Source organism: Mesorhizobium sp. WSM4833 (genome assembly GCF_055811095.1).
In genome coordinates this window covers 32,988-57,757 of sequence record NZ_JBVVQG010000018.1, presented here as the reverse complement: position 1 = coordinate 57,757, position 24,770 = coordinate 32,988, and the positions used below count along the sequence as shown (strand labels likewise).

Here is a 24,770-nt window from a genome sequence, read left to right as displayed (position 1 = left end):
GCAAGGAGCATCAGGTACGAGAGGCGGCTTGTCCGGTCGGATCGGCTCCCTCTTCGGGAATATCGTCGAATGACGAGTAGTTCAGATTGTAGAGTTTGGAATAGAGCCCGCCCATAGTCATCAGTTTGTCGTGGTTGCCGGACTCGATAACCTGGCCGTTCTGAAGCACGATGATACGATCGGCACCTCGGATCGTGGCGAGACGGTGAGCGATGACAAGCGCAGTCCGGCCTTCAAGGAGCTTTCTGAGAGCCTTCTGGATCAGCATTTCCGTGTAACTGTCGATGCTGGCGGTGGCCTCGTCAAGAACAAGGATTTTGGCGTCGGCGACGAGGGCGCGGGCGAAACTGACAAGCTGGCGCTGGCCGAGAGAAAGATTGCCGCCGCGCTCGCCGAGTTGAGTTTCATACCCGTCGGGAAGGCTCATGATGAAATCATGGGCTCCGACCACCTTGGCGGCCCCGATCACTTTGTCCCGTGTGGCTTCCGTCTTGTGGTAGCGGATGTTCTCGAAGATCGTCCCGGTGAACAGAAACGGCTCCTGCAGCACCATGGCGATCTGGTTGCCGAGCGATTCCTGTGTGAGATCGCGCACATCATGCCCGCCGACCATCACTTGGCCTTGCTGAGCATCATAGAAGCGGTGGACGAGGGCCATCGCGCTGGATTTGCCAGAGCCGGTCGGCCCGACTAAGGCGACCGTCTCGCCGGGATTAACCCGGAAGGAGACGTTTTTCAGCACCGGATGGTTGGACTCGTAGCCGAACGTGACGTTCCTGAACTCGACCGGGCAGTCAATTTCCGCCGAAAGGACCCTCGCATCCCGTTTGTCCTGGACTTCGACCTTGACGTCGAGCACATCGGTCAGGCGCTTGCCGGAGGCCATTGCGCGCTGCATGACCGAATACTGGAGGGTAAGGGAGCGAATTGGATCGAAGAAGCGTTGAATATAGAATATGTAGGCCACCAATACCCCTACACCAATACGGCCATTCATAATCATGGAGCCCCCGACGACGATGACGACGGCCATAGCGAGACCGGTGAGACTATCGACGATCGGGACCATGACCTGTGCATACCTGGCAGCGGTCAGGTGGGTCCTGAGGTCGGCATGTGCCTTATCGTCATACAATAGGAAGTTTACGCACTGGCGGTCCATGGACTGGACGGTGCGTACGCCCTGAATCGCTTCGGCCAATGCGCCGTTGACGACTGAATTGGTCTCTTGCGCAGCCATGAAGGCCTCGCGAGCACGCGGCAGCCACACGATACGAATAATCAACAGGGCCGGCAAGACCGAGAGCGTCAGAAGGCCGAGGCTGAAGTTGACCGACAGCATTACAAAAATGATGCCAAAGAGAAGCGCAATGTCGCCTACGGAGTAGATCGAGTTTTCGAGAAATTCGTGAATAGAGTTGACATCGCCCTGAAGGCGAGACATCAGGCGTCCTACTTCGGTCTTGTCCATGAACGAGAGCGATACGTTCTGCAGATGGGCAAACATGGCCCGGCGGATGTCGAAAAGGACGCTCTCAGCCATTTTCCCTACCACGGTTTCCTGCGTGTACGCCGCGCCGAAATTAACCAGAATGGCAAGCGCAAACGCGACGGCAGCCTCAACCAGGGCGGAGGCATCAGCGCCTGCCGGAGTTATGGCGTGGTCGATGGCGTAGCGGATGATCAGCGGGATGAGAAGCTGCGTGCCAGTGAAAATCAGCAATGCGGCAAGCGAGACGAGCGCCATGGCTCGGTAGGGGTGAACGAAGGCCCATATGCGGCGAATGATGTTCTTGTCAAAAGCGCGGCCAAAGATCTCCTCCTCGATGCGATGGGACCCGACGACCGCGCGCGGAGGACGTCTACCGCTATCATTCGGTTCGATTTCGAGTTGGTTGGCGTGCCGCTTGGCCATCAGGGCGCGCCTCCAAAAGTGGTCGCAATGTCATCTCCAGGGCGCAACTGAAGATCATAAAGCGCCTTATAGCGTCCTCGCCTGGCCAAAAGCTCTTGATGGGTGCCGCGTTCCACGATCTCGCCCTTGTCGACAAACAGGATCCGGTCGGCGTGCTTGAGGGAACTCAGCCGGTGCGCGATGATGATCGTCACCCTATCTTTGGCGAAATGCTCTATCGCCGCTCGGATGCGCTGCTCTGTGGCGGCGTCGATCGCGGCCGTTGAGTCGTCGAAAACGACGATTGATGGGCGCAACATCATCGTGCGAGCTATGGTGAGACGCTGACGCTGGCCACCAGAAAGAGATCCACCACGTTCGCCGACGACCGTCTTGTAGCTCGCGGGCAAGCCAAGGATGTAATTGTGCAACTGGGCGGATTCGCTAGCGCGTTCAATCCGCTGTTCCTTCGCCCAGGGGTCGCCATAAGCGATGTTGTTCTCGATCGTGGTGGTGAACAGATATGCATCCTGCTGTACGATGGCGACCGCCTTGCGAAGCGTAGCCAAGGTCACCCCGCGGATGTCCTGCCCGTCAAGCATGATGGTGCCGCCAGTGACGTCATAAAAGCGAGGAATTAAGTGAGCGATTGTCGATTTTCCCGAACCCGGCGGACCCACGATCGCGATCGTCTCGCCCCTATGGGCGCTAAACGTGATGTTCCTCAGAAGAACGCGGTTTCCGGCGCCGGGATATGCAAACGAGACATTGTCGAAGCGCAGGGTACCTTCGCTTATCTCGAGCGGTCTTGCACCGGAAGCATCCCTGATCGTGACGTCCTGGTCGAGCAGACCGAAGACGCGCGAACCGCAAGTGGAAGCGCGGGCGAAGCCATTCACCATCAGCCCGATCTGGCGGACGGGCATTTGCAGTATGGTCATGAACGTCAGGAACATCGTGAGCGTCCCAACGCTGATCTGGCCGGCGATGACCTTGTTGCAACCGCTCCAGAGGACCAACCCCATGGCGAAAAAGAAGGCCAGGGTCATTGCCGACGTATTGGTCACGTAGACGTTAACCTGCTCGTGGGCGAGTTTGAGCGCATTCTTCGAGGCGCGGTCGAACTTTACCATTTCATAGGCTTGTGCCGAAAACGCCCGGACAACACGGATGCCCGCGAGATTTTCCTCCATCACGCGGCCTAAGACGGAAAGCCGCTCCTGCAGGTCCAGCCAGATGGCGCGTAGCTTAAGCTGTGTGACCGACGACCGCCAAGCCACGAAAGGCATGAAGCTCAGCGCGACGAGACCGAGCACCGGGTCGGTAGAAATCATCATGCAAGCGCCGATCCCGATCAGCATGATGAGCATAAGCAACCGAACCAGAGCGGTGGAAAAATACATCCGCACGCCGTCGAGATCTAGAATGGCGAGGGTGATCAGGTCGGCTGAATGGACCCGGTCGTGAAAGGAAAAGCTCAGGCGCTGGACCTTCTCATAACAAGCCAGTCGCAATTCGTACGCGGCGTGGTGCCCGACGGCTTCGGCAAAATAGTTTTGCGCCATCGTGAAGAGGCCGCGCAGCAAACTCGCTGCGAGCAGCAGGAGAGCCAGGGTCCAGAGCGATTGTTCTGCAGCCTTCCCCTTGAGATCACTCCCAATTGCCACCTGGGTCTGGTCGACAGCCCAGCCGAGAAGCCAGGGAATTAGCAACTGCAGGATCACGGCTATAATCGTCGAACCGATAGCAAGTGCGACCTGCCACGGGTGCCTCAAATTGATCCGCGTAATGCGCAGTAGTATGTTCAAGCCCCGGCCCCACCCGGCCGCTTTCACATGTGCGGACAATTTGGGAGGAGTCGTGCCAACAGCATCACTGCCCACAGAATATCCTCGACTGAATTTTGTGCCTTCGGAAGCGAGCCGGTCGACTCACACCGAAGACTTCCTCCAAGGTGATCCTGGCCACCATCGGCTCAAGACGCTGGTCCGGCGAGTTGCGCAAGGGCTTCGCTCGCTGGCATGTCGATCACAGTGATTCCGCTTGCCGCAAGGAAACGGGCCTCGTTTCTGGTCAACGCTTGCCCATCCATGATCGCGTAACGGGGGCCTTCCGAGCGCTTCATGATCTGCCTGGCATAAGTGCGCAGCATCTGATCATTGAAGCGGCAGCCGATGAAGAAAAAACCCCGGTGGACGCGTCTTTCCTTGACCACGTCAGGAATGGGCGTCTGGATATCGATCTCAGTCAGGGCTTCGACATAATCGGAATCGGCAATGAGGAAATTTGCGGCCGGCCTGATACTGCCATGAGGCGCATAGAGAACCGTCTCTGCCGCTGCCCCGGCTTCGAGCTCCCTTCCGAACAAGTCGTAGGTTCTGGTCCAGATGTCGCGAACTTCGTTCGCTCGCGTGATGCCTTGTATCTCGGCGACGTCGGTTCGCCCGGCCTCAGCCAGCGCCGCCCTCATGGCGCCTTCATACCAGCTGTCGATGATGAGGGAGAGCGGGAGCTTTGCGAGCCATTTGTGCAGGAGCGTCGGCGCCGTAGGACCTGCGAATATATCTGTCATCCAGGCCTGAAGTGTGCGGCGATGCCGGCGCTGCTCGATGAATTGCGCGACTGACCACATGTTGGTGCGGATCTTCGAGGGGGCTGGCGTCCGAGTGTTGAGCGCGGCGGCGACGGCCTCCGGGGTACACGGCACTGGCGACTCCGCTGAGCTTAGCTGCAGCAGACCCGGACCGAGATATGGGATCACGTGATCCGAGACGAGCGCTTGTCTGGCCAGCTCGAGCAGCTTTCGGGCGAAACTGTCCCGCACGACGACGAGGTGGCCCGAGGTCGGGATCGTATTCATGCTCTTTTCCTCTTGACGCCTCTCATCGAGGGGCAGCATCAGTCCTCGCCGGGAAGCTTCCTTGCCTCGACGGTGATGGGCAGGCGCGTATGTGGCGGAAGATCGGGTAGGAGGAGCCGCCACCCGTTCCTGAGCGTTACGACCCCGCCCCAGAGGTCTTGGTTCTCGAACTTGATGATCGGCTCTTCGAGATCCTTTTTGGGGACATACGCCGACAATCCCGAATCGGTCCTGCGGATCATTACTTTCATCCGACCATTCCTTGTTTGGCTGTTTCTTCGGCGTTGAAGGGAAGGTCGGGTTTGTCGAGGCTCATCAATTCACGCGCTCGCATGCCTACGATCGTCCCACGGTCGATCCATTCGACCGCGTAGATGAAGAACTGCTGGAGAAACGTGCCGATGTCGCGCACATAACCCTCTTCGCCCTTGCGCACGAGATTTTCGCCGATCTGCATGCCAGGATAAGTGCCGTCATTCCTAACGTGACGAGTGGCACGGACCCGCTCTCCCGGCTGAAATTGGGGAGGTTTGCGGACTTCCACCTCCTGTTCGCGTGCGAGCCACATGGCGTTTCCTTGGTTCTCTGGGCTATTGTCATTGATGCGGCGCGCAGGCATTCCCGGGGGCAGCCACTTGTGTGCGTAACCAGTCGACTCAAGCAGGAACGCAGGTCTTCGGCACAGGACACACCGAAGCACATTGCTGCGTTTCGAAAGCTCCTTCGCATTCGGTGCACTTCTGCAGCTCGACCACGTAGCTCTCGCCTTTGAACTTGATCGCGCCCGAGGGGCATTCGAATTCGCAAGCGCCGCATTGTGTGCATTGGGATGCGATGATCTTGAAAGCCATTTTGACTCCTGATTCGAGTAGATGAGATGGGTCAGGCCGTCGCCGCGCGTGCCTGGACGCCGAACTCGGCGGCGTATACCGCGCCAATTGCCGTTTCGATGTAGTCATGGCCGTAAGCGTCGGTTGCTCGAATACCGGCGGCCGCGAGCTGATCCTTGGGCCAGTCCCCTATTTTGACGCAAAGCACGACGTCCACGCCTTCCAGCGCAGCGATGACCCGGTCGAGAGTGGCCTTCTCGCCCCAACCGCCGAGGCAATACTGCTCAACCTTGCGGTGCCCGACAAAGTTGATCCCCCGCGCCGAGGCTTCATACATCTGGAATTCCTTGGCATGGCCGAAGTGTTCGTTGACGCGGCCGCCGCCCCTCGTCGCCACCCCGATGACAAGGGACTTCCCGGAACTCGATGCCTTCATCACTCCGATCGCTTCACTCCTGGCCGCCAGGTGATCGCGGCGCTCGTGCGCGACCAACTCCCGGTAGGCTTCACGTTTGCTGGCATCGTAGGTGAGCTCACCGGGGATGTGATTGAGCGTGAATTCCTGGCCACGATCCTCACCCAGCAGGCCGACGGCATCGGCCCGGCATTGCCGGCAGTGGCGCATCAATTTGGCGCCGCCTTCGAGACGATCCTGAAGGGTCTTCATCTCCATTGCATTTGGGCCACGCTGCCCGGTCAAGCCGTAATGGGTGCCGTGTGCCGGGTCCGAGATCAGAGGCATGACGTTATGCAGGAACGCGCCGCGCTGCTTGACCCACTTGTTCACCTCGATCAGGTGCTGGTCATTCACTCCAGGGATCATCACCGAATTGATTTTGGTGAGGATGCCGCGCGCGCTGAGCATTTCCAAGCCCAGCATCTGCCGCTCGTGCAGAAGTCTGGCGGCTTCGATGCCGCAATAGCGGCGGTGACCGTAAAAGATCCAAGGATAGATTTTTGCGCCGATTTCCGGATCGACCATGTTGATAGTGATCGTCACGTGTTCGACATTCATGTCGGCAAGCTCGTCGACATGGTCCGGCAGCGCGAGCCCGTTCGTGGAGACGCAAAGCCTGATGTCGGGGATTTCCCTGACGACGCGTTCGAACGTGGCCTTCGTCTTCTCCCAGTCGTAGCAGGCATCACCCGGCCCGGCGATGCCAAGCACGGAAAGCTGCGGCACCTCATTGGCGACCGCGATCACCTTGCGTGCCGCCTGATCGGGCGTCAGCTTTTCCGAGACAACCCCGGGCCGGCTTTCGTTGGCGCAGTCATATTTGCGATTGCAGTAGTTGCACTGGACATTGCAGGCCGGGGCAACGGCGACGTGCATGCGCGCGAAATAGTGGTGCGCCTCTTCTGAAAAGCACGGGTGATCCTTGATCTTGTCCCAGATGGCCGGATCCAGATCGTCCGGCCCTATCGACGACCCGCAGGCGGAAGATGCGCAACCACCCGACTTCGCACTCACCAGCAACTGGTCCGAGACCCTCGCGCCGGTCAGGCTCTCAACTGAAATCGCCGGTGCGGCCATTGAACGGCTCCGTTACGGGTTAACGTCGCCGTTCGAAGCGCAAGAGCAATGCCAACTCAAAACGTGGCGCTAGCTCACCAACTGGGTTTGCGCGTCTGATATCATGGAGTTGCTCCGACATAACTTTGTCGGACTTCTTACAGGGGCACGCTTAGAAGGTGAGGAAAACGACTGTGGCCGGACAATCAGCTCAAGAAAGACAACATCCTTGTCGCAAGACCGGTCGGAATTGCGCCGAGAGTGATCACGCGCCGACCGCTCAGCCGGCCCTGGGCCAGGCGCATTCGTCCGTGGTGAAGTTGCCACTGCTCGACTGGGTCTGCAGGGTTCCGATTCAGGAGGGTGGGTCACTCCTTTCTGCGATCGGCAAGATGCCGGAAAGGGCAGGTGATGAAGGGGGTGTGACAGCATCACACGATCGCGCAACTTCGGCCTGGGCTCCAACACAGTTCGCGTTCTCCACGTCATGAGAATGCTAAAATTTCTTCACCTCGATGCCGTGTCGGCGCAAAGCGTATCCGACCTGTCGCGGCGTGACGCCGAGGACACGAGCGGCCTTGGCCTGAACCCAGCCGACTTTCTCCATCGCATCGATCAGCCTGTCGCGTTCCGTAAGGCGCGGGCCTATTGCGGGGAGAGCGGGATCCTTTGCATGGTCGGCAGTATGGAGTCGCACGTTGTCCTGCGGGGCGCCGAAACGCCCGCCCGGCATCGGCAATCCGCCGGGCATCATATTGCTTCGAAAGCGCTGGTTGCCGGTATTGCCGTTGTGCGAATGATCAGCTCTTTTCCAAAGGAGCCAAGACAGGCATTGGTTATTGTTGCAGGCAAAATCCGATGGAGCGATTGTCCTTGAACGCGCCAGCGTGGCCGTCCTTTGTACGCAGTTCTCCAATTCGCGGACGTTACCAGGGAAGTAGCATTGCGAGATAAACTCGAGCGCTGGCGGCGCGAAGGCGAGGTCGAGATTGTTCTCCTTGTTGAACCGCTCGAGGAAGGCGTTCGCAAGCCGAGGTATATCCCCCGGTCGCTCTCTGAGCGGAGGCAGGATGATTGGCACCACATTGATGCGATAATAAAGGTCGGCCCTGAAATCCCCGTGTACGACAGCCGACTCGAGATCCCTGTTGGTGGCGCATATAAGTCGCACGTCGACCTGTAGCGTCTTGCTACCGCCGACACGCTCCAATTCGCCTTCCTGCAAGACGCGTAACAGCTTGGCTTGGAAGGCAGGCGAAATCTCGCCGATTTCATCAAGTAGCAGCGTTCCCCCGTTTGCCAGTTCAAAACGGCCGGCGCGCTGGGAAATTGCCCCTGTGAAGGCACCTTTTTCATGTCCGAACAGCTCCGACTCCAGAACGCTTTCCGACAGTGCGGCGCAGTTCAACTTGACGAAAGACTTCATCCGCCGGCGCGAGAGCCTATGTATGGCTTGCGCGAAAAACTCTTTGCCGGTGCCGCTCTCGCCCCTCAGAAGCACGGTGGAATTCGTCCTTGCTACAATGGAGACCGTTTTGAGCACCTGCGTGAGTGCCGGGCTCTCTCCGATGATCCCGTCTATCTTGACGGGCGCATGCGCGACGGGGACGGTCCGGTCCTCATTAGACGAAGTCTCCGCAGGCCAGTGCTCAGCGACGCGCCGTTCACGATCGGCAATCAGGCCCCGATGGAGGCGAATGGTGCGGCCGACGAGGTTGGCGACCATCGTCAGGAAACAGATGTCCTCATCGTAGCGGGACCCGTTTGCGCTGTCTCTTACGATCGACAACGTCCCAAGGATCGTGTCCTCCGCCTTAACCGGGACGCCGATAAAGGCCATCGGGAGGGAATTGAAGCCAGAATGTGTTTGAAGGCCGCTCTGAAACAACTCGGACGTGCTGAGGTCCGAGATCACGAGCCGCGTGCCCGTTGCGACGATCTGATTTATTGCGGCCTTTGGCATGACGGGGCGATTGCCTGATGGGGCGCTGCCGGCACTCGCGGCGATCTCCGGCTCACCTTCTGAATCTAGGACGAAGATTGCTCCGTGACGCATTTGCACAAATGACGGGAGCGTGTTCACGACGTTGGCCAGCGTAACCTCCAGCCGGGCGGGGGCCGTCAGCGCCTTCGAGACCTCGTAGATTCCCCTGAGCAAGTCATCTGCTTCGAACATCCCCTCACTGGCGGGTTTGCGGAGGGGATCGCGTCGTCCTGCTTCGTTGACCCGATCCGGGGACATGTGAGCCATGGAAGACCTCAGCGGTTGTGGTCAGGGGTGCTCCTCCCAAGCGCCTGTTCATCAGTTCAGGACGTTCACCCCTCCGCACTTGGGGCGAGATGGTGCCGGCGATTGCGCTTTGTCGTTACTTGGGTGTGCACGGCTGCACACCACTGAAAGGGGGTGCCAAGGCCAATCATCCGAACTTGAAGAGGACGCCGAAGCCACCACGCGGATAGTTCCATACGATCTCGCCGCTGGCCTCGCATAAAACGCGGCAGGTGCCACACTCCATGCAGCCATCGGCGGTTATTTCGACCTGACCTTTGTCGTTCAGCTCATAGCATTTTGCGGGACACACGTGGGTCAGTGCGAGCAGACTTGCGCTCGGTTGCTCGTGCGGTCGCACCTTGATATGCGGACGGCCGGGGTCCACCAAATAACGGTTCTGGTAAAGCTTGTCTTCGACACGTAACTTCGTCACGGGGTTGGTCATGTCGTCAGTGCCTCACCGCCACGCCATCGCCAAGCGAACCGCGTCGCTGATCAGCCCCCAGCGCGAGCGCGCCTTGATGAAGGCTGCCGTGGTCGCCTTTTCCTTCTCGATCTTTGGCGTGCCGTCGACACGCATGAAATTCTGCGCGGCTTGCGACATCAACCATGGGTAGGTCGTGAAGAAATTGGAGGCGTTCGTGTGGAGCAAAGCCGGCATGTCTTTGTATTTCCGCAGGTCTTTGATCACGAACGATTTGTCCAGCATTGCCTTGTAAAGGGCGAGGTTGCGCTTGTTCATAGGATCGTTGCGTCTCTTAACCTGGATGATAGCCTCCGCCGCGATCCGGCCCGAGGTCATGGCGAGGTTGGAGCCCTCGCGGTGAACGGCGTTGTTCAATTGCGCGGCATCACCGACAACCACCCAGCCGTCGCCAAAGAGCTGCGGAATAGCTTTGTACCCACCTTCGGGAATGAGGTGCGCCGCATATTCTTTCACCTCTGAACCGGCAATCAGCGGCCGGACCGAAGGATGGTTTTTGAATTCGTCGAGGAGGGCATATGGGCTCTCCACCTTCGCGGCGAAATCCGAGACGAGGCAGCCGATGCCCAGTGAGATCGATTCCTTGTTGGTGTAGAGGAACCCGAGCCCGGCCATGCCGTGGGAAATCGTGCCGACTGCCTCAACGACACAGCCTTCACCTCCTTTCACGCCGAACCGCTGCTCAATGACCTCTTCGGGCAGGAAATGCATTTCCTTGACTGCCAGCGCAACGGATTGCGGCTTCAGCATCTTGCGCAGGCCGCCCCGTGTGCCAAGCAGCCCGCAGACACCTTCTGCAAGAACAACGACGTCCGCGTAAATCACTCCGCCAGCCCGATCGGTGCGGACGCCGATCACCTTGCCCTTAGTATCACGCACGAGGTCCGTCACCGTGGTCTCGCACAAAACCGTCGCGCCGGCCTCCCGCACCCTGCGCGAAAACCATTTATCGAACTGGGCCCGGATGATCGTATAGCGATTGGGCTTTACCTCGTTGAAGTCGTCCGATCGATAGTGAATCCCGGTGTGGGAGGTGTCATCCATAACCCATAACCGCTGTTCAACCAGATGCCGCTCGAGAGGTGCATCATCGCGGAAATCCGGAATGATCCTCTCCAACATGTTCGCATACATGATGGCGCCCTGGACATTCTTAGAACCCGGATATTCACCTCGCTCCAACTGGAGCACATTCAAGCCGTCGCTTGCCAAAGTATAGGCAGCTGCGTTCCCGGACATTCCGGCGCCGATGACAATGGCGTCGAACTCTTCCTTGATCATCTGCATCTGCCTTAGCTCGCAAGCTTGTCGCGACTGTGCGGTGACAGCCGCCGGGTGAAGGCTTCGGTCAAAGCCGGTAGGAAGCGCACCGCGTCGGTGACGATCCCGAGGTGAGCGAAATCGAAAATCGGCGCGTTCGGGTCGGTGTTGATGGCCACGATAAGATCGGCTCCCTCAACTCCAACGCGGTGCTGGATGGCGCCGGAAATGCCGGCCGCTATGTAAAGCTTTGGCCGGATTGTCTTGCCTGTTTGGCCGATCTGCCGATCGACCGACATCCAGCCCTTTTGGACGAGCGGCCGCGAACAGCCGTATTCGGCGCCGATCACGCGCGCGAGACTCTTCACAAGCTGCAGGTTCTCCGCTCCGCCGAGACCAAGCCCTCCCGCAACCACCACATCCGCATAGGCGAGATTGGCGATGCCCGATTGGCTATCCGGAAGGAAGCCCAGCACCTTGGTGACGATTTGATCCTCGGCGAGCGACAGCTTGTGCGGGATGACACGCCCGATCGCTCTGTCGGCCCGCTGCGGCATGGGCATGACTCTCGGTCGCACCGTCGCCATTTGCGGCCTGTAGTTGAGCGTGTAGATCGTGCATAGCAATGAACCGCCAAAAGTAGGGCGGGTCGCGGCGAGTGAACCGTCAGCATCCACGTCGAGTTCGGTGCAGTCGGCCGTCAGCCCGGTCAGCAGGGTGGTTGCGACGGATCCGGCAAGATCCCTGCCGAGCGTGGTTGCGCCCAGAAGCAGGATCTCGGGTTTGTAAGTATCAACCAGATCCGTCATTGCTTTGGTGAAAGGCTCATTGCGATAGTCGGCGAGCAGCGGCGCCTCTACGAGGTAGACGAGATCGGCGCCATAGGCGAAGGCCTCGGCGACGGCGTTCTGGGTGGCATCTCCAAGGGGCCCGAGCACAGCACCCGCGAGCTGGACGCCAAGTTTGTCCGCCAGCTTGCGGCCCTCGCCTAGCAGCTCAAAGGATACCGGGTGGACCTGGCCGCGTTCGAGCTCGATGAAAACCCAGACGTGCCGATAGTCCCTGAAACGCTCAGGAAGCTCTTTCTTCATCCCGGCACGGCCGGGGGGCTGCCGAGGGGCGTCTGAGTTCGTGCTCGACATATGATCTGCTCCTTGCCGTCACACGCCCTCGAAGGCGAGTTCCGGTTCCAGCGCCGGATGGCGGGTGAAGATTGCACCGATCAGCTCGTCGGCGACATCGCGCAGCGTCTTCTCCGCGGTCTCAATTTGCGTGGCCTTTTCCGACCGGGCACTAGGGGCAAAAACGCGTTTGACGACCGTCGGCGAGCCACGCAAGCCGCATTTGGTGAGATCTTCAATGCCGGCGTCGGCCGCGCTCCATTTCACAATCTGGCTGCGGGCGGCGCAAAGCGCGTCTTCGATCGAGCCCCGGCGCATCTCGTTTGTGCCTTCCAGCATGGTGATGAGGCATGGCAGCCTGCTCTTCAGCTTCTGGGTGCCGCCTTCGCAGCGGCGCTCGACCGTGATCTCGCCTGCGGCGAGATCAATGGAGGCGATTTTCGCGACATAGGTGAGTTGAAGCAGATCAAGACGCTTGGCGATGCCGGGCCCGACTTGGGCGGTGTCGCCGTCGATCGTCTGTTTGCCCGTGAAGACCACGTCCGGCGTGCCGAACGTCTCGCCGATCTTCGCGATTGCCTGGGAAAGAGCAAAGGAGGTGGCCAGCGTGTCGGAACCGGCAAAATAGCGGTCGGTCAAAAGCACCGCGCGATCGGCGCCGTAGCCGAGCGCCTTGCGCAGGGAGTCCTCCGCCATAGGTGGACCCATGGTGAGCACGGTGACTTCCCCGCCATAAGCGTCGCGCAGCCTGAGTGCTTCTTCCAGGGCGAACAAATCGTAAGGGTTGATGATGGTCGGCACACCCTGGCGCATGATGGTGTTCGTCACCGGGTGCACCCGTATCTGTGCCGAGTCCGGCACCTGCTTGATGCTGACGACGATATGCATTGGCGTTCTCTGCGTTATCCCGATGCGCGCTGGCGGTGCGCGTTCTTTGTTTGCATCATTCGTGCCAGGCGTTTTGCGGGCGCCCGTGCCGTGTAATTGCGCTGAAGCCCCCGGTTTCGACGTCCGAATTGTCGGCTTGTCGACATTGTCGCGTCGCAACTATGTGGCTTATTCGCCGAACCGCTTCAGGACCGTGTCGAACGGAACGAATGTGCGGCCGGGCGTGTGAGGTTTGTCCGGATCATGGTCTTTGAGCACCTTGAAAACTCGGTGCGTGAGCGGGGAGGAAATCGCGAACTCCTCGTAGGCGCGTTGCAGCATCGCGCGCACGCGCGCTGCAATCACCTGATCGGGCAGACCGGAGAAATCTTCCTCGACAAGGTATTGGCCCACACGCTTGAGAATATGCAGCCGTGAGACATCGAGCACCGTCGGATCATACGTGACGCCAAGAGCAGCAAAGAACTCCTCGGCGGATGACAGGCCTTTCAGGCGCTCGAGGATGTTGGTGACGTCGATGGGCCTGCTGTCAGCGGAACAATTCATTGCATTCTCCCTTGTCGGAACGGTGGTTTGGTCGTTCGTCGCACATTGGACATGAAGCCCCGAAGAAAGCCCCGCATCCGCAGTTTGATGACGAATGCGCTGGCAATCGCCTCGTCGACTCGACTGTCTATCCGGTGCCTGGCGTTCGGCCCGACCGAGGTCTGGCGCGAGCACCAGTGACAAGCCGGATTGCGCGCCTTGAGAGCCGTGGCGGCCGCGCGCCCGACCATCTGCTCGATGAGCTGTAGCGCTCCTTCCCTGAGCCCGCTTGGTGGCAGCTGCACATCCGATGGAAGACAAATTGAGGCGCAAACGCCGCTCTCGGCTGACGCATGGAGGTCCTGTGAGGTCATCCGGCACCATGTCGTGAGCGCATCGAGACCCTCCGTACGACCACGGCGCAGATTGCGTCGATTTCGTCGGTCCCCGTGACCGTGTGCCGATCTCGATCCCAGGCAAGCTGGCTGCCGCAAGCAGGCGGTCGCAAGCTTTCCGCTCTCGAGGCAACGCCGGGAGCCTGCTCGACCTCGCGCAGGGTGGCCTCCTCAAGAAGACCTGGCTGCTCACGAATGGACGCCAGTCCTTCTTCCGCTGAGATTTGGAACGCATTGGAGATCCTCGGCGCTGCGTCCATTCGACCCGGAACTGTGGGCGTGGCGCAGCGTCTCCACGACCGAAGGCAAGACCTCGAGAACCCGGTCCACGTCTTCTTGTCCGTTGTCACGCGCGAAAGAGAAGCGGACCGCCCCATGTGGTATTTTCATTGCCCTCAGCACATGGCTTGGCTCCGAACGGCCCGATGTGCAGGCGGATCCCGAGGAACAGACGACACCCTCGCGGTCTAGGAGATGCAGGATTCCATGGCCGCCCTCAATATGCTCGAAGGCGATGTTCGCGGTGTTCGGCAAACGCTCCAGGGGATCGCCATTGACGAAGCTGTTTGGGACACGCTGGAGAAGCCCTTTCTCGAGCCGGTCGCGGAGCCACTTTAGCCGCGTGGTCTCGTCATCCATGAATTTCAAGGCAAGTTCGGCGGCCATGCCGATCCCGACTATGCCGGGCGTGTTTTCGGTGCCGGCGCGGCGATCGCCTTCTTGGTGACCCCCCTTGATCAGGGAATGGAACGGCACGCCGCGCTTGACGAAAAGTGCGCCTATCCCTTTTGGCCCATGAAATTTATGGCTGGAGAGCGACAGCATGTCGATCGAGGTTGATTTCAGGTCGATCGGGAGCTTGCCGACGGCCTGCACGGCATCAGTGTGGAAAATGGCGCCGACTTCCTTGGCCAATTCGGCGAGCTTGGCGACGGGGAAGATCGTGCCAGTTTCGTTGTTGGCCCACATGATCGAGACGACCGCCACGTCTGAGGTGAGCGCAGCCCGATAAGCGTCGACATTCAGCTGGCCGTGGCGGTCCACCGGGATCCTGTGCACCTTGGCGCGGCCCGTCTGCTCAAGATGAGCGCACAGGGTCAGCACAGCCGGATGTTCGACAGCGGACGTCACGATCTCTGTTCGGTCAGGCAATGCCTCGAGCGCCGAAAGAATGGCCGTATTGTCGCTTTCCGTACCACCCGAGGTGAAGGTGATCTCATCGTCGAACTCCGCGCCGATCAGCGCCTGCAACTGACGCCGCGCCTTTGCCAATGCAGCGCCGGCAAAGGCGCCAAAACGGTGCGCAGACGAAGGGTTGCCGAATTGATCGGCAAGGAACGGCAACATGGCTTCAACGACCGCGGGATCGACCCGGGTCGTTGCGTTGTTGTCGAGATAGACAACTGTCATCGGTGGTCTCCAATCGAGCGGAATGCCGTCAAGCGCGGCCTGGTCGCATCGAGCCTGCGCCGTTGAGAGTGCGATCCAGAGTCTGCGCAAGTCTCCACAGATTGAACGCAGGCCCGGGACCAGGGCCACCGCCAAGCTCACCGAAGGCGCCCTCTCTCCTTCTTCGACGATCAGCCGAATGACTTGCCGCAGGAGCACTTTTGTCGCGCGTTAGGATTGTCGAAAACAAAGCCGGAGGATTCGAGACCCGTGATGAAGTCGACGGCCATGCCGGCGACATGCGGTTGCGAGTCGGCGTCCACAAACAATTTGATCCCATCTGTCTCGACAATGGCGTCGCCCTCGCGCGGGACGCTCTCCAGGCCCAATGAGTATTTGAAGCCGGAGCAGCCGCCGGCCTCAACCATGATGCGAAAGCCGTCTGCGGGCTCGCTAGCGGCGGACAGAGCGGTCTTGACGGCGGCAACGGCCTTGTCGGTGAGCGTGATCATGGCTCGCTTCTCCTTGATGCGGACGAATTGCGGATTACCGCGCATGGAGTGTGCCAACTGGAAAAGCCCTTTTCGAACAGCGCTACATCCCCAACACGCCCAGGATTCCCCTTTCGGAACTGCCGCGTATACGTCGAGCATCGACGCGTATTGTCGGATTTGTCGGTTCCGCCACACCTGCATGGACCCCGGTTCCTCCTCGAACTGCATGCAAGCGAGGTTTCCGGGATGGTTTCGGGAATTGGTACGCCTTTTGAGGCTCCTCTTGGCGAGGACTAAGGCTCCCAACACCGACAGTATGCGCAACGCAGGGGTTAAGACATGCACCAGCGCGAGGAACTTTCGCCGGAGGCAATCCGGCGCGCACGTGAAGACTGTCCCACCATCCGCGGCCGCGATCTCGCCGCCAAATTGGGCATTTCGGAAGCTGAGCTCTACGCGGCACATTGCGGTTTTGGCGCGCTGCGCATCGAGCCGCGCGTCAATAATGTGCTTACCGGCCTCGAGGCCGTCGGCGAGGTGATGGCGCTGACCCGCAATGACAGTGCCATGCATGAGAAGATAGGCGTCTACGACAAGGTGTTCACCGGCAACCATCGCGCCATGGTGCTCGGCAATGACATTGATTTGCGCATCTTCCCCAAGGTGTGGACGCATGGCTTTGCCGTGGAGACACGCGAAGCCGAGGACATCCGCCGCGGGTTGCTGTTCTTCGACGCGGCAGGCGAGGCAGTGCACAAGGTATATCTGAGACCGTCCTCAAACCTCCATGCCTATCGAAAACTGATAGACGAGCTCCAATCCTCCAACCAGGAACCGATCATCTCGGTTGAGACGAGGTCGGCCGAAAAGGACGCAAAGAATCCGGACCAAGCCGCTAGGGTCGATGACCTACGCGAGCACTGGAGTCAGCTGACCGACGTGCACCAGTTCTACGGCATGCTGAAGGCGCTCAACCTCAGCCGCCGCCAGGCGGTACGCATGGTCGGCGAGGACTACGCCTGGCTGCTCGACCATGCTGCGCTTGGCTCGATGTTCCATCGTGCGGCCGAAGACGAGATGCCAATCCTGTGCTTCGTCGGCAATCGTGGCTGCATCCAGATCCATTCCGGCCCAATCAAGACGATCAAGCAGATCGGACCTTGGATCAATGTGCTCGACAAGACCTTCCGCCTGCATCTCAAGACCCACCACATCCGCGAGGTTTGGGCTGTCCGCAAGCCGACCAGGGACGGCCACCTCACATCACTTGAAGCTTATGGCGCCGACGGCAAGATGATCATCCAGTTCTTCGGGATGCGCGAGGAAGGCGAATCCGAGCGCGATGACTGGCGGTCACTGGCCGAAAACCTGCCGCGCATTCCCCGTTCAACCGCTGCTTGAGACAACACCGATGCATATTGATTTCCGTTCTCGAGCGGTGTGCGGGCCGCTCCTTTAGACTTTGCTTACCATCGCTGTGTCCGCGGAGGCCAACCAGGGCATAATTGCCATTCGCGGCCCGCCGCGGATCGCATCGACCGAAGGCTCCATTCCCCAGAGCGCTTCCGCCCTTGGCGAGGATCGCCGCCATAGCTGCCGTTGCGGTGAGTCAACCGGCACCCCGCGATAAAGCTGGCAGGCCGCGTCCGCTGGCTTCAGACGGGTGTTTGTCAGTCAATTGTCCGGGGTGCCGCCATTTACGGCTGCGGGCGGGAGGCATTGGTTCATGTGAAGTCGATTGGCGGCTGCGTTAAATTTCCAGAGGACGGCCTCCACAAAGGCGTCCTCGATTTTTCTCTCAGCAGTAGGATCCCGAACTCGAAAAACTAGCGTCCGAATGCAAATTTGAATGCGGGCCAAGGCAGACCCAACCAAAGAACGTTATCGCATCGTGTTCGGCGCTATCCGCAGCGCGGGTAGATTGTTGCCACGAACAGCAGCACAGCAACAACGGCCGGGTTGGCGGCACGACCAGGGCGGTCGAGGAGTGGGCATCGTGGGCTCGGCATTGCACGTTCCTCCGGCTACCAGCAGATGCTAGACGACCGCCGTCGCCGGGCCGATGTGATCCCGACGCAGACCAGTGTGGCTGCCGATCCCAGGTTGAGCCATTTGCGGGCGCCTTGAGGGCATAGGCGCCCTCCGACGTAGGCCTCATGTCATAAGCTCGGTTGATCACGGCCCTGATCTACGGCCTGTCCAGCCGCTCGACGGCAAAGCAATCGTCTCGCGTAAGTGATCGGATAGGGAGGCTTCTTCCAGGGGCGCGCAGGCCATGATGTCGTCCGTCCTCGAGCTCCCTCGGAATGTCTCAGCAACCCGGGTTTATCGAGCAAGTGTCGATGACGACGCAAAGCCGCTCGCTCGCTACAGCGCTTGTGGAGGGCGCGCGGCGAGCGGCTATTCTGCCGCCCAACTGCGTCTGGAGTGGCAGGCGACCTCGTTCGATACTTGGCCTCGGACCACGAGCCGCCCCGTTCTATCGTCATGTACTATCCTGTCGTGTCTGGAACGGACAAGAATGTCTGGGCCCTGCCAAAAGGGTAGCCTCATACAACCGCTACAACGCAGAAATGAGCGCGCGCCAATAGTGCGCTTGCTCGGCACGCAACTTGCTCGATTTTGTCATCGGAGGCGATGTCGGCCGTGCGTTGCGGAGCTCAGCAGTGACGAACGGCTGCGATCTCGGTCGAGCGCATAAACACCTGAACGCAGGAGAACCAAATGGCGACCAACCCGGTTCCAGATCATGTCCCGCCGGAGATGGTGCGCGACTTCAGCCTCTTTTCGTCGCCAGGCATGTCTCCGGCGCCCAACGGCGACCCGCACGCAGCAGTCGCTTGCGTGCATGCCGGACCGCGAATCTTTTATTCCCCCTGGAACACGCGTACGGGGGAGGGTGCCTGGGTCATCACTCGCGCCGCAGATCAGCGCCGGGTGCTGCAGGAAACCGAAAACTTTTCCAGTCATCGCAACGTCTTCGCATCCGCGCTGGGCGAAGACTGGCCGACGATCCCGCTCGAACTCGATCCCCCTTCCCATGCAGTCTTTCGCTCGTTGCTCAATCCGCTCTTTTCGCCCAAGCGCGTAACGGAACTGGAGCCCGCCATCCGTGAGCGAGCGATAGCACTTATCACGAGGATCGCCTCGTTGGGCACAAGCTGCGATGTCCTGAAGGATTTCGCCTTTCCTTTCGCGGTCAGCATCTTCCTTCGCTTCATCGGACTGCCGGAGCACCGTCTTGAGACGTTTGTTGCCTGGGCGAAAGATCTGCTCCACGGCGATGATGTGAGACGGCCGGCGGCAGCTCGGACGATTGTGGCGTTCATAGACGAACTGGCGGCGATGCGCCGCAAAAAGCCCGTCGACGATTTCATGAGCTTCATTGTGCAGGCGCAGGTCGAGGGCCGCGGACTGACAGACCAGGAGGTCCGTGGCATTGGCGTGCTCGTTTTGGTGGCGGGGCTCGACACGGTCGCTACAGCCATAGGCTTTGACTTGGCCTATCTAGCGCGAAACTTGGAAGATCAGGAATTGCTGCGAAAAGAACCGGACCGGATCGTGCGCGCAGCCGAAGAACTGCTGCGCGCCTTTCCGACCGTTCATTTGATCCGCGTCGCACGAAAAGATATCGACTTCGAAGGCGCGCCGATCCGCAAGGGGGACTTCGTTTCCTGCGCCACGATGATTGCAAATCGTGACCCGGCGGAATTCGAAGACCCCAACACGATCGATCTGACGCGAGAAGGCATCCGCCACGCCGCATTTGGCTATGGTCCCCACCGTTGCCTTGGCTCACATCTTGCCCGGCGGGAAATTGTCATTGGCCTGGAGGAGTGGCTGGCGCGCCTGCCGTCCTTTCGGATCAAGGAGGGAACAGCACCCATCACCCATGGCGGCCAACTGTTCGGGATTGAAAATCTGATCCTGGAGTGGGGCTAAACCTAGCCCGGCCTGAGCCGGGGCACAGACGTTGGAGGTCGCCTTGCGCATCACCGTTCACCAAGCCAGATGTCAGGGGCATGCGCAATGCGCGGCGCGAGCGCCGGCAGTCTTCAAGTTGGATGAGGCGGGTTACATCCTCCCCGGCGACATCGAGGTTGCGGACGGGGAGCAAGTGCTTGCGTCGGATGGGGTGCGATCCTGCCCCGAACTTGCGCTGGAAATCGACGATCCACCCGCTGTGCGAATCGTTTCGGAAGCCACCCTCGAACCGAAGCCAGAAGTCCCGGAACAAGTCGGGACCGCCGAATTTGCGACAGACCAGACAGGCCAGGCAAAAATCGTCGAATTGCTCGACCGCGAGGCGATCCGTGACTGCCTCTATCGGTATTGCCGCGGGACAGACCGCGCCGATGAGGCGGTGCTGCGCAGCGCGTACTGGCCCGACGCGGAGGACAGCCACGGGGCGTATCGCGGCTCGGCCGAGGGCTTCATTCGGTATGCGCTCGATGTCTTCAAGACCGGACCGCGCAACATCCATCAGATCACGAACATCCTGATCGAATTCATCAACGCGGCGGAGGCTACGGTCGAGAGCTATTTCAACGCGCTGCAACGCGGACCGGACAAAGACGGAGAAATGCGTCAGATGTTTCTATGCGGGCGCTACTGCGATCTGTTTCAAAAGCGGGAAGGGGAGTGGCGGATCGCCGAACGGACCGTTGTCTATGACTGGCTGGAGGAGCAGATCCCAACCTTGGTTCTGGAGGCAGAACGCTTCGGCACGCGACAGCCGATTGGAGCACCGTATCCGAACGATCCGGTCTATGCGCTGGGCAAGCGTTCCACTGCTTCTCACGACAATGCGTTCACAACTTCGGAACCGCACCAGTATGACTACGGACTGTGACACTTCCAACGTCACCGCGACACCTGAAGGGAATGGCCGGCAGGAACCCCGGCGTGAGAGCGACAACGCTCTGGTCTGAAACCGTGAGCGCACCGAGGACGCCGGTGGCATCGATTTGCTGGAGCTTGGCAGAGCCCCTCATCATCCCGAACCCGGATCAGATCGCTTTACCGACCCAGTTGAGAGAGTTCGACCAGGGACAATGCTGCCAGACCGAAACTGGGAGAGACCGAATCATCCCGCAATCAACAACGCTATGGGTCATGGCCTGGCGCGTGACTCGAAGGCCAACTCGAGGCCGGTCATGCGGTCGACCCGCGGCCCGCTGCATTGGGTTTGAGCCCGCGCCGGCGTGTGCCCCGGTAGCCGCACCCATGTGCTCGGCAGGGCCGCTGCATCGCGAAAACAAACCAGGAGTATGGGACCATGTCCGCCCATAAAGACGCATGTATCGGCGCCGGCCAATGCCCCACCATCGAGCCCGAGAGGGGGTTCGACAAGCATGTTCTTGCCTGCGTTCTCTCGTGTGCGCTCAAGGAGGTTGAGGCTGGCGAAGCGACTGCGACGGAGTCGACAGGCCTGTCCCTCGCCGAGCTGCGCCAAGTCCTGCCTGGGGGTTTGTCCGCGACCGCACTGGCAGCCTTAGCCTCGGAGGACGTCAGCGATCCTGAGCCGGGCATGGAGGAAGAACTTCTGCGCGGCCTGCTCCTGGCGCATGCCCGGCCGAGCGACCCGGCGAGCGCGCGCTTCGCCAAGATCGTTGCCCGGCGTGCCATGCGCGATGATCATCTGTGGCAGGATCTTGGTCTTCTCAATCGGGCCGAGCTCAATCGCCTGCTTGCCACGCATTTTCCAATGCTCGCGGCCGGCAACACACGAAACATGAAATGGAAGAAGTACTTTTACCGCAAACTCTGTGAGGCCGAAGGGTTTTCGCTATGTACTGCGCCCAATTGCCGGGAATGCCGCGATTTCGACAGTTGCTTCGGCCCGGAGGAGCACGAACGCGAAGAACGCATCACATTTGACTTAGGGGCTACGCCTGGTCACGAGGCCTTGAGCCCTTGATCGCCGTCGCGCCACAAGCGCTTTTCCCGGCGTCGCTGTATGGAGGAGGGGATGTTCATCGCCTCGCGATATTTGGCGACCGTGCGGCGAGCGAGATCTATGCCGCATTCCTTGAGCCGGTCAGCGATGTCGTCGTCAGAGAGCATGTTATCAAGCGATTCTTCGGCGACCATCGCTCTGATCCGATGACGGACAGCTTCCGCGGAGTGCGCGTCACCGCCTTCGCAGGAGGCGATCGCGACAGTGAAGAAATATTTGAGCTCGAACACGCCGCGTGGGGTAACCATGTACTTGTTCGACGTCACTCGGCTGACAGTCGACTCGTGCATGTTGATCGCCTCAGCGACCGTCCTGAGATTGAGCGGCCGCAGGTGGGCGACGCCATATTCCAGAAAAGCATCCTGCTGACGTACGATTTCCGTGGCGACCTTAAGGATCGTCTTGGCGCGTTGATCCAGGCTGCGGATCAACCAGTTCGCATTTTGCAGACATTCATTGAGAAAGGTCATGTCCTTTGATTTTTTGGCGGCTCGACAGGAAACCTCCGCGACATAGCTTTGGTTGATCAGCACCTTGGGCAGCGTGTTCGGATCAAGTTCGATCTGCCATCCACCTCCGGGCGAGCGCAGCACCCATACGTCCGGTATGACGCATTCCGGCGTTCCAGACTGGAATGTGTTTCCAGGCTTGGGGTCAAGCGCGCGGATTTCCTGCAGCATGTCGAGAAGATCTTCTTCATCGACGCCGCAACGCTGCTTCAATGTCTGAAAATCGCGTCGCGCAAGCAGCTCAAGGTTGGCAACCAAAACCGCCATCGCCGGATCGAAGCGGTTTTTCTCGCGCAACTGTATCTCGAGACATTCGCTGAGCGATCGTGCGAAGATTCCCGGAGGATCGAGGCGCTGCAAGACGCCCAACACCCGTTCCACTTCAGTCAGCCCGACGTTTAGGGTCTCAGCCAGATCGGAAGGACTCACCCGAAGATAACCGGTGTCATCCAGATGACCGGCAAGCTGATGAGCTATCACCCGCTCGTGCGGTGTGAAAGCGGTGAGGGAGATCTGACGAGCGACATGGTCGTGCAACGTTTCGGCTAGGGCGACAAACTCCTCGTAAGCAGGACGTTCGCCCGGCGTGGCGTTTGAAGCGTTTGGCTGGGACTTCCCTTGCCTGGGCAGGTCCGGGGACCCTGCCCAGGTTGGTCCTTCAGCCTCGCCAGACAGCCCTTCGTCTTTTGGCGCATGCTCCAGCAGCGGATTTTTCTCGAGCTCCTGGTCCACGAACTGATGCAGTTCGGCATGCGTCAGTTGCAGCAGGCGAATTGACTCGATCAGTTGAGGCGATGCCGCAAGAGACTGTTTCTGAAGGAGGCTGAAGGACGATTTCATGGTCGGTTCGGTATTCCTGTCAAAGAAGCTCTTGGCCGTGGCTAATTGGATCTCTCACAGGTCGACGCTGCAAAGCCGCGACGTTTGAATGACATCACGGGCCGCGGGCTTCAGAGCCTCGCCCTCTGCGTCCCATAGCGTCGGCAAAACGCAGTTGCGCATGCCGATCTGGACCAGGTCACGCGGCGTCCTTCAACGATTGAAGGACGTTCTGCGGGGATGAGACGCCATAGGGGTCGGTCTCGCAGTTATCGGAGAAACCTTCCTCCTCGAACCACCGCTCCACCACGCCATTGTTGAGCAGAGCCGCGTAGCGCCAGGAGCGCATGCCGAAGCCCAGATTGTCCTTGGCCACCAGCATGCCCATTTTGCGCGTGAACTCGCCAGACCCATCCGGAATCAGTTCGACCTTCTGCAGCCCCAAGGACTTTCCCCATGCATTCATGACAAAGGCATCGTTGACGGAGAGGCAGTAGACCGCGTCGACTCCTTGTTTCTTGAACTCCTCGTAGAGATCTTCGAAATTGGGCAGTTGGTAGGTCGAGCATGTCGGTGTGAATGCGCCAGGCAGAGAGAACAGGATGACACGCTTGCCGGCAAAGTAGTCGTCGGACGTTTTTTCTTCCCAACGGTACGGATTTGGCCCCTGGACTGAATCATCGCGAACGCGCGTGAGAAACGTGACGAAGGGGACCTTCTTCTGACCGGTCATCAACTTGCTCCTTTTGAAGAAACTGGCGCACTGGATTTTACTGAGCCTGGTGGATTGCCGCGCTGGGGTGCTGCCGGGGTGCGAGACGGTGCCCGCGATTCCCACTCTTTCCCCCGTCGGGTGTATGGGGAACGGCCCGGCTCCAGATGCTCGGATCTCCAAACCGGGCGATGCGCACTCTTCAGCGAGGACAATCAATGCCGCCCGTGCCGATCGTTTTGAGCTTCGCGTGCCAGCCATGGTTCGGTATCCGTCCTCATCGTGTTCGATGGGCTTCGAGCATGAGGAGCAAGAGGCATGCCATCGCAATTGAAGCTGCTCTGCACCAACGCTTCGCGCTCGGGACGACGTCTTTCGCCAAGCCGGATGCGTGCCATAGCCGTCCCGTGTGTAGCCCGGATATTTACGCTCCGCGCCGGCCTGCAAACGACGCACCACACAGCGTAAGCCTATGCCGAGGGCACCGCAGCGAGGGCAAAGTGCGCCCCAGTGTGTTTTTGTGTGCGCAGAGGCATGACTGACGCGAACACACGCCTGTGGCAGCAATCCATGGCGGCCACTGTTCGGCAATCGGGTCAGAGTCGATGAAAATCGAATTCGGCTCGGCTACGATGATGACATGCTTGGCGTTCCAAAGGTGTCGCCGTGTGCGCCCCTCAAACCTTCTGTGTCGGAAACCGGACTAGAATTGTCGCAAGGCCGACCGAAAGGTCGCCAAGCCGCCGCTGGTTAGCGGGAAGGGGCGGAACGGAAACGGAGCGCCAACTGGGCACGCAAATTGCCGTCGCGGATATGTCGGTGGGACGTTCGCAATTCGAGCGAGAG

21 protein-coding genes and 1 pseudogene are annotated in these 24,770 nt (G+C 59.8%); 5 read left to right on the top strand and 17 right to left on the bottom strand.

The annotated features are described in order from the left end of the window. Nucleotides 1-10: 10 nt before the first annotated feature. From AC0L2D_RS27485 to AC0L2D_RS27415, 15 genes are all read right to left on the bottom strand, one after another. Complete coding sequence (locus tag AC0L2D_RS27485) at nucleotides 11-1,915, bottom strand: ABC transporter ATP-binding protein (RefSeq protein ID WP_027162788.1); 1,905 nt, start codon at nucleotides 1,913-1,915, stop codon at nucleotides 11-13. Beyond that, nucleotides 1,915-3,777 (bottom strand): ABC transporter ATP-binding protein, encoded by a 1,863-nt coding sequence (locus AC0L2D_RS27480; RefSeq protein ID WP_063171287.1) that lies wholly within the window; start codon nucleotides 3,775-3,777, stop codon nucleotides 1,915-1,917. The genes AC0L2D_RS27485 and AC0L2D_RS27480 overlap by 1 nt, the downstream gene beginning before the upstream one ends. 92 nt (nucleotides 3,778-3,869) lie before the next feature. Further along, complete coding sequence (locus tag AC0L2D_RS27475; protein WP_063173573.1) at nucleotides 3,870-4,754, bottom strand: SIR2 family NAD-dependent protein deacylase; 885 nt, start codon at nucleotides 4,752-4,754, stop codon at nucleotides 3,870-3,872. Nucleotides 4,755-4,792: 38 nt separating this feature from the next. After that, the gene (gene nifT, locus AC0L2D_RS27470) at nucleotides 4,793-5,005 is read right to left on the bottom strand and encodes a putative nitrogen fixation protein NifT (protein ID WP_027162785.1); all 213 of its coding nucleotides are present in this window, start codon (nucleotides 5,003-5,005) and stop codon (nucleotides 4,793-4,795) included. Next, a complete protein-coding gene (locus AC0L2D_RS27465) occupies nucleotides 5,002-5,322 on the bottom strand; it encodes a nitrogen fixation protein NifZ (protein ID WP_027162784.1) in 321 nt (106 codons plus the stop codon). The genes nifT and AC0L2D_RS27465 overlap by 4 nt, the downstream gene beginning before the upstream one ends. An 88-nt stretch (nucleotides 5,323-5,410) precedes the next feature. Further along, a complete protein-coding gene (locus AC0L2D_RS27460; RefSeq protein ID WP_027162783.1) occupies nucleotides 5,411-5,605 on the bottom strand; it encodes a 4Fe-4S dicluster domain-containing protein in 195 nt (64 codons plus the stop codon). 31 nt (nucleotides 5,606-5,636) lie between these two features. After that, nucleotides 5,637-7,118 (bottom strand): nitrogenase cofactor biosynthesis protein NifB, encoded by a 1,482-nt coding sequence (nifB, locus tag AC0L2D_RS27455; RefSeq protein ID WP_027162782.1) that lies wholly within the window; start codon nucleotides 7,116-7,118, stop codon nucleotides 5,637-5,639. Between the two features lie 475 nt (nucleotides 7,119-7,593). Further along, the gene (nifA, locus tag AC0L2D_RS27450) at nucleotides 7,594-9,348 is read right to left on the bottom strand and encodes a nif-specific transcriptional activator NifA (protein ID WP_027162781.1); all 1,755 of its coding nucleotides are present in this window, start codon (nucleotides 9,346-9,348) and stop codon (nucleotides 7,594-7,596) included. Between the two features lie 166 nt (nucleotides 9,349-9,514). Further along, nucleotides 9,515-9,814, bottom strand: a complete 300-nt coding sequence (locus AC0L2D_RS27445; RefSeq protein WP_027162780.1) for a ferredoxin family protein — start codon at nucleotides 9,812-9,814, stop codon at nucleotides 9,515-9,517. A gap of 12 nt (nucleotides 9,815-9,826) precedes the next feature. Beyond that, nucleotides 9,827-11,134 carry an FAD-binding protein gene (locus AC0L2D_RS27440; protein WP_027162779.1) on the bottom strand — a complete coding sequence of 436 codons (1,308 nt, stop codon included), beginning with the start codon at nucleotides 11,132-11,134 and terminating at the stop codon, nucleotides 9,827-9,829. A gap of 11 nt (nucleotides 11,135-11,145) precedes the next feature. Beyond that, complete coding sequence (locus AC0L2D_RS27435; RefSeq protein WP_027162778.1) at nucleotides 11,146-12,255, bottom strand: electron transfer flavoprotein subunit alpha/FixB family protein; 1,110 nt, start codon at nucleotides 12,253-12,255, stop codon at nucleotides 11,146-11,148. A gap of 18 nt (nucleotides 12,256-12,273) precedes the next feature. Beyond that, nucleotides 12,274-13,122, bottom strand: a complete 849-nt coding sequence (locus tag AC0L2D_RS27430) for an electron transfer flavoprotein subunit beta/FixA family protein (protein WP_473543375.1) — start codon at nucleotides 13,120-13,122, stop codon at nucleotides 12,274-12,276. A gap of 168 nt (nucleotides 13,123-13,290) precedes the next feature. Further along, nucleotides 13,291-13,668, bottom strand: coding sequence for a nitrogenase stabilizing/protective protein NifW (gene nifW / locus AC0L2D_RS27425; protein ID WP_027162776.1), 378 nt, complete (start codon nucleotides 13,666-13,668; stop codon nucleotides 13,291-13,293). Nucleotides 13,669-14,231: 563 nt separating this feature from the next. Next, entirely contained in the window at nucleotides 14,232-15,452 is a 1,221-nt protein-coding gene (nifS, locus tag AC0L2D_RS27420; protein WP_473543332.1) for a cysteine desulfurase NifS, read from the bottom strand. A gap of 170 nt (nucleotides 15,453-15,622) precedes the next feature. Further along, nucleotides 15,623-15,943, bottom strand: coding sequence for an iron-sulfur cluster assembly accessory protein (locus tag AC0L2D_RS27415; RefSeq protein WP_063173574.1), 321 nt, complete (start codon nucleotides 15,941-15,943; stop codon nucleotides 15,623-15,625). A 321-nt stretch (nucleotides 15,944-16,264) separates the two neighbouring features. On the opposite strand from AC0L2D_RS27415, the gene AC0L2D_RS27410 reads away from it, so the two are divergent. The 5 genes and pseudogenes from AC0L2D_RS27410 (at nucleotide 16,265) to AC0L2D_RS27390 (ending at nucleotide 21,845) form a co-directional block, all read left to right on the top strand. Continuing rightward, nucleotides 16,265-17,326, top strand: a complete 1,062-nt coding sequence (locus AC0L2D_RS27410) for a hemin-degrading factor (RefSeq protein ID WP_473543330.1) — start codon at nucleotides 16,265-16,267, stop codon at nucleotides 17,324-17,326. 1,323 nt (nucleotides 17,327-18,649) lie between these two features. Continuing rightward, on the top strand, nucleotides 18,650-19,867 hold the full coding sequence (locus AC0L2D_RS27405; RefSeq protein ID WP_473543329.1) for a cytochrome P450: 1,218 nt from the start codon (nucleotides 18,650-18,652) through the stop codon (nucleotides 19,865-19,867). A gap of 31 nt (nucleotides 19,868-19,898) precedes the next feature. Further along, nucleotides 19,899-20,081, top strand: a pseudogene (locus AC0L2D_RS27400) (ferredoxin); the annotation flags it as partial. Between the two features lie 126 nt (nucleotides 20,082-20,207). After that, the gene (locus tag AC0L2D_RS27395; RefSeq protein WP_473543373.1) at nucleotides 20,208-20,777 is read left to right on the top strand and encodes a nuclear transport factor 2 family protein; all 570 of its coding nucleotides are present in this window, start codon (nucleotides 20,208-20,210) and stop codon (nucleotides 20,775-20,777) included. Nucleotides 20,778-21,203: 426 nt separating this feature from the next. Then, on the top strand, nucleotides 21,204-21,845 hold the full coding sequence (locus AC0L2D_RS27390; protein WP_473543327.1) for a nitrogen fixation protein NifQ: 642 nt from the start codon (nucleotides 21,204-21,206) through the stop codon (nucleotides 21,843-21,845). Here the strand turns inward: AC0L2D_RS27390 and rpoN are convergent. Both rpoN and AC0L2D_RS27380 read right to left on the bottom strand, forming a co-directional pair. Further along, nucleotides 21,824-23,233: an RNA polymerase factor sigma-54 gene (gene rpoN, locus AC0L2D_RS27385; protein ID WP_473543325.1), complete on the bottom strand. Its 1,410-nt coding sequence runs from the start codon at nucleotides 23,231-23,233 to the stop codon at nucleotides 21,824-21,826. The two genes, AC0L2D_RS27390 and rpoN, sit on opposite strands and share 22 nt — an antisense overlap. Before the next feature lie 178 nt (nucleotides 23,234-23,411). Beyond that, nucleotides 23,412-23,945 (bottom strand): redoxin family protein, encoded by a 534-nt coding sequence (locus AC0L2D_RS27380; protein ID WP_473543323.1) that lies wholly within the window; start codon nucleotides 23,943-23,945, stop codon nucleotides 23,412-23,414. Nucleotides 23,946-24,770: the final 825 nt, after the last annotated feature.

Coding starts and splice junctions, on each gene's coding strand:
- AC0L2D_RS27485 (WP_027162788.1), bottom strand. CDS start 1,915: ATGGCCAAGCGGCACGCCAACCAACTCGAAATCGAACCGAATGATAGC.
- AC0L2D_RS27475 (WP_063173573.1), bottom strand. CDS start 4,754: ATGAATACGATCCCGACCTCGGGCCACCTCGTCGTCGTGCGGGACAGT.
- nifT (WP_027162785.1), bottom strand. CDS start 5,005: ATGAAAGTAATGATCCGCAGGACCGATTCGGGATTGTCGGCGTATGTC.
- AC0L2D_RS27465 (WP_027162784.1), bottom strand. CDS start 5,322: ATGTGGCTCGCACGCGAACAGGAGGTGGAAGTCCGCAAACCTCCCCAA.
- AC0L2D_RS27460 (WP_027162783.1), bottom strand. CDS start 5,605: ATGGCTTTCAAGATCATCGCATCCCAATGCACACAATGCGGCGCTTGC.
- nifB (WP_027162782.1), bottom strand. CDS start 7,118: ATGGCCGCACCGGCGATTTCAGTTGAGAGCCTGACCGGCGCGAGGGTC.
- nifA (WP_027162781.1), bottom strand. CDS start 9,348: ATGGCTCACATGTCCCCGGATCGGGTCAACGAAGCAGGACGACGCGAT.
- AC0L2D_RS27445 (WP_027162780.1), bottom strand. CDS start 9,814: ATGACCAACCCCGTGACGAAGTTACGTGTCGAAGACAAGCTTTACCAG.
- AC0L2D_RS27440 (WP_027162779.1), bottom strand. CDS start 11,134: ATGATCAAGGAAGAGTTCGACGCCATTGTCATCGGCGCCGGAATGTCC.
- AC0L2D_RS27435 (WP_027162778.1), bottom strand. CDS start 12,255: ATGTCGAGCACGAACTCAGACGCCCCTCGGCAGCCCCCCGGCCGTGCC.
- AC0L2D_RS27430 (WP_473543375.1), bottom strand. CDS start 13,122: ATGCATATCGTCGTCAGCATCAAGCAGGTGCCGGACTCGGCACAGATA.
- nifW (WP_027162776.1), bottom strand. CDS start 13,668: ATGAATTGTTCCGCTGACAGCAGGCCCATCGACGTCACCAACATCCTC.
- nifS (WP_473543332.1), bottom strand. CDS start 15,452: ATGACAGTTGTCTATCTCGACAACAACGCAACGACCCGGGTCGATCCC.
- AC0L2D_RS27415 (WP_063173574.1), bottom strand. CDS start 15,943: ATGATCACGCTCACCGACAAGGCCGTTGCCGCCGTCAAGACCGCTCTG.
- AC0L2D_RS27410 (WP_473543330.1), top strand. CDS start 16,265: ATGCACCAGCGCGAGGAACTTTCGCCGGAGGCAATCCGGCGCGCACGT.
- AC0L2D_RS27405 (WP_473543329.1), top strand. CDS start 18,650: ATGGCGACCAACCCGGTTCCAGATCATGTCCCGCCGGAGATGGTGCGC.
- AC0L2D_RS27390 (WP_473543327.1), top strand. CDS start 21,204: ATGTCCGCCCATAAAGACGCATGTATCGGCGCCGGCCAATGCCCCACC.
- rpoN (WP_473543325.1), bottom strand. CDS start 23,233: ATGAAATCGTCCTTCAGCCTCCTTCAGAAACAGTCTCTTGCGGCATCG.
- AC0L2D_RS27380 (WP_473543323.1), bottom strand. CDS start 23,945: ATGACCGGTCAGAAGAAGGTCCCCTTCGTCACGTTTCTCACGCGCGTT.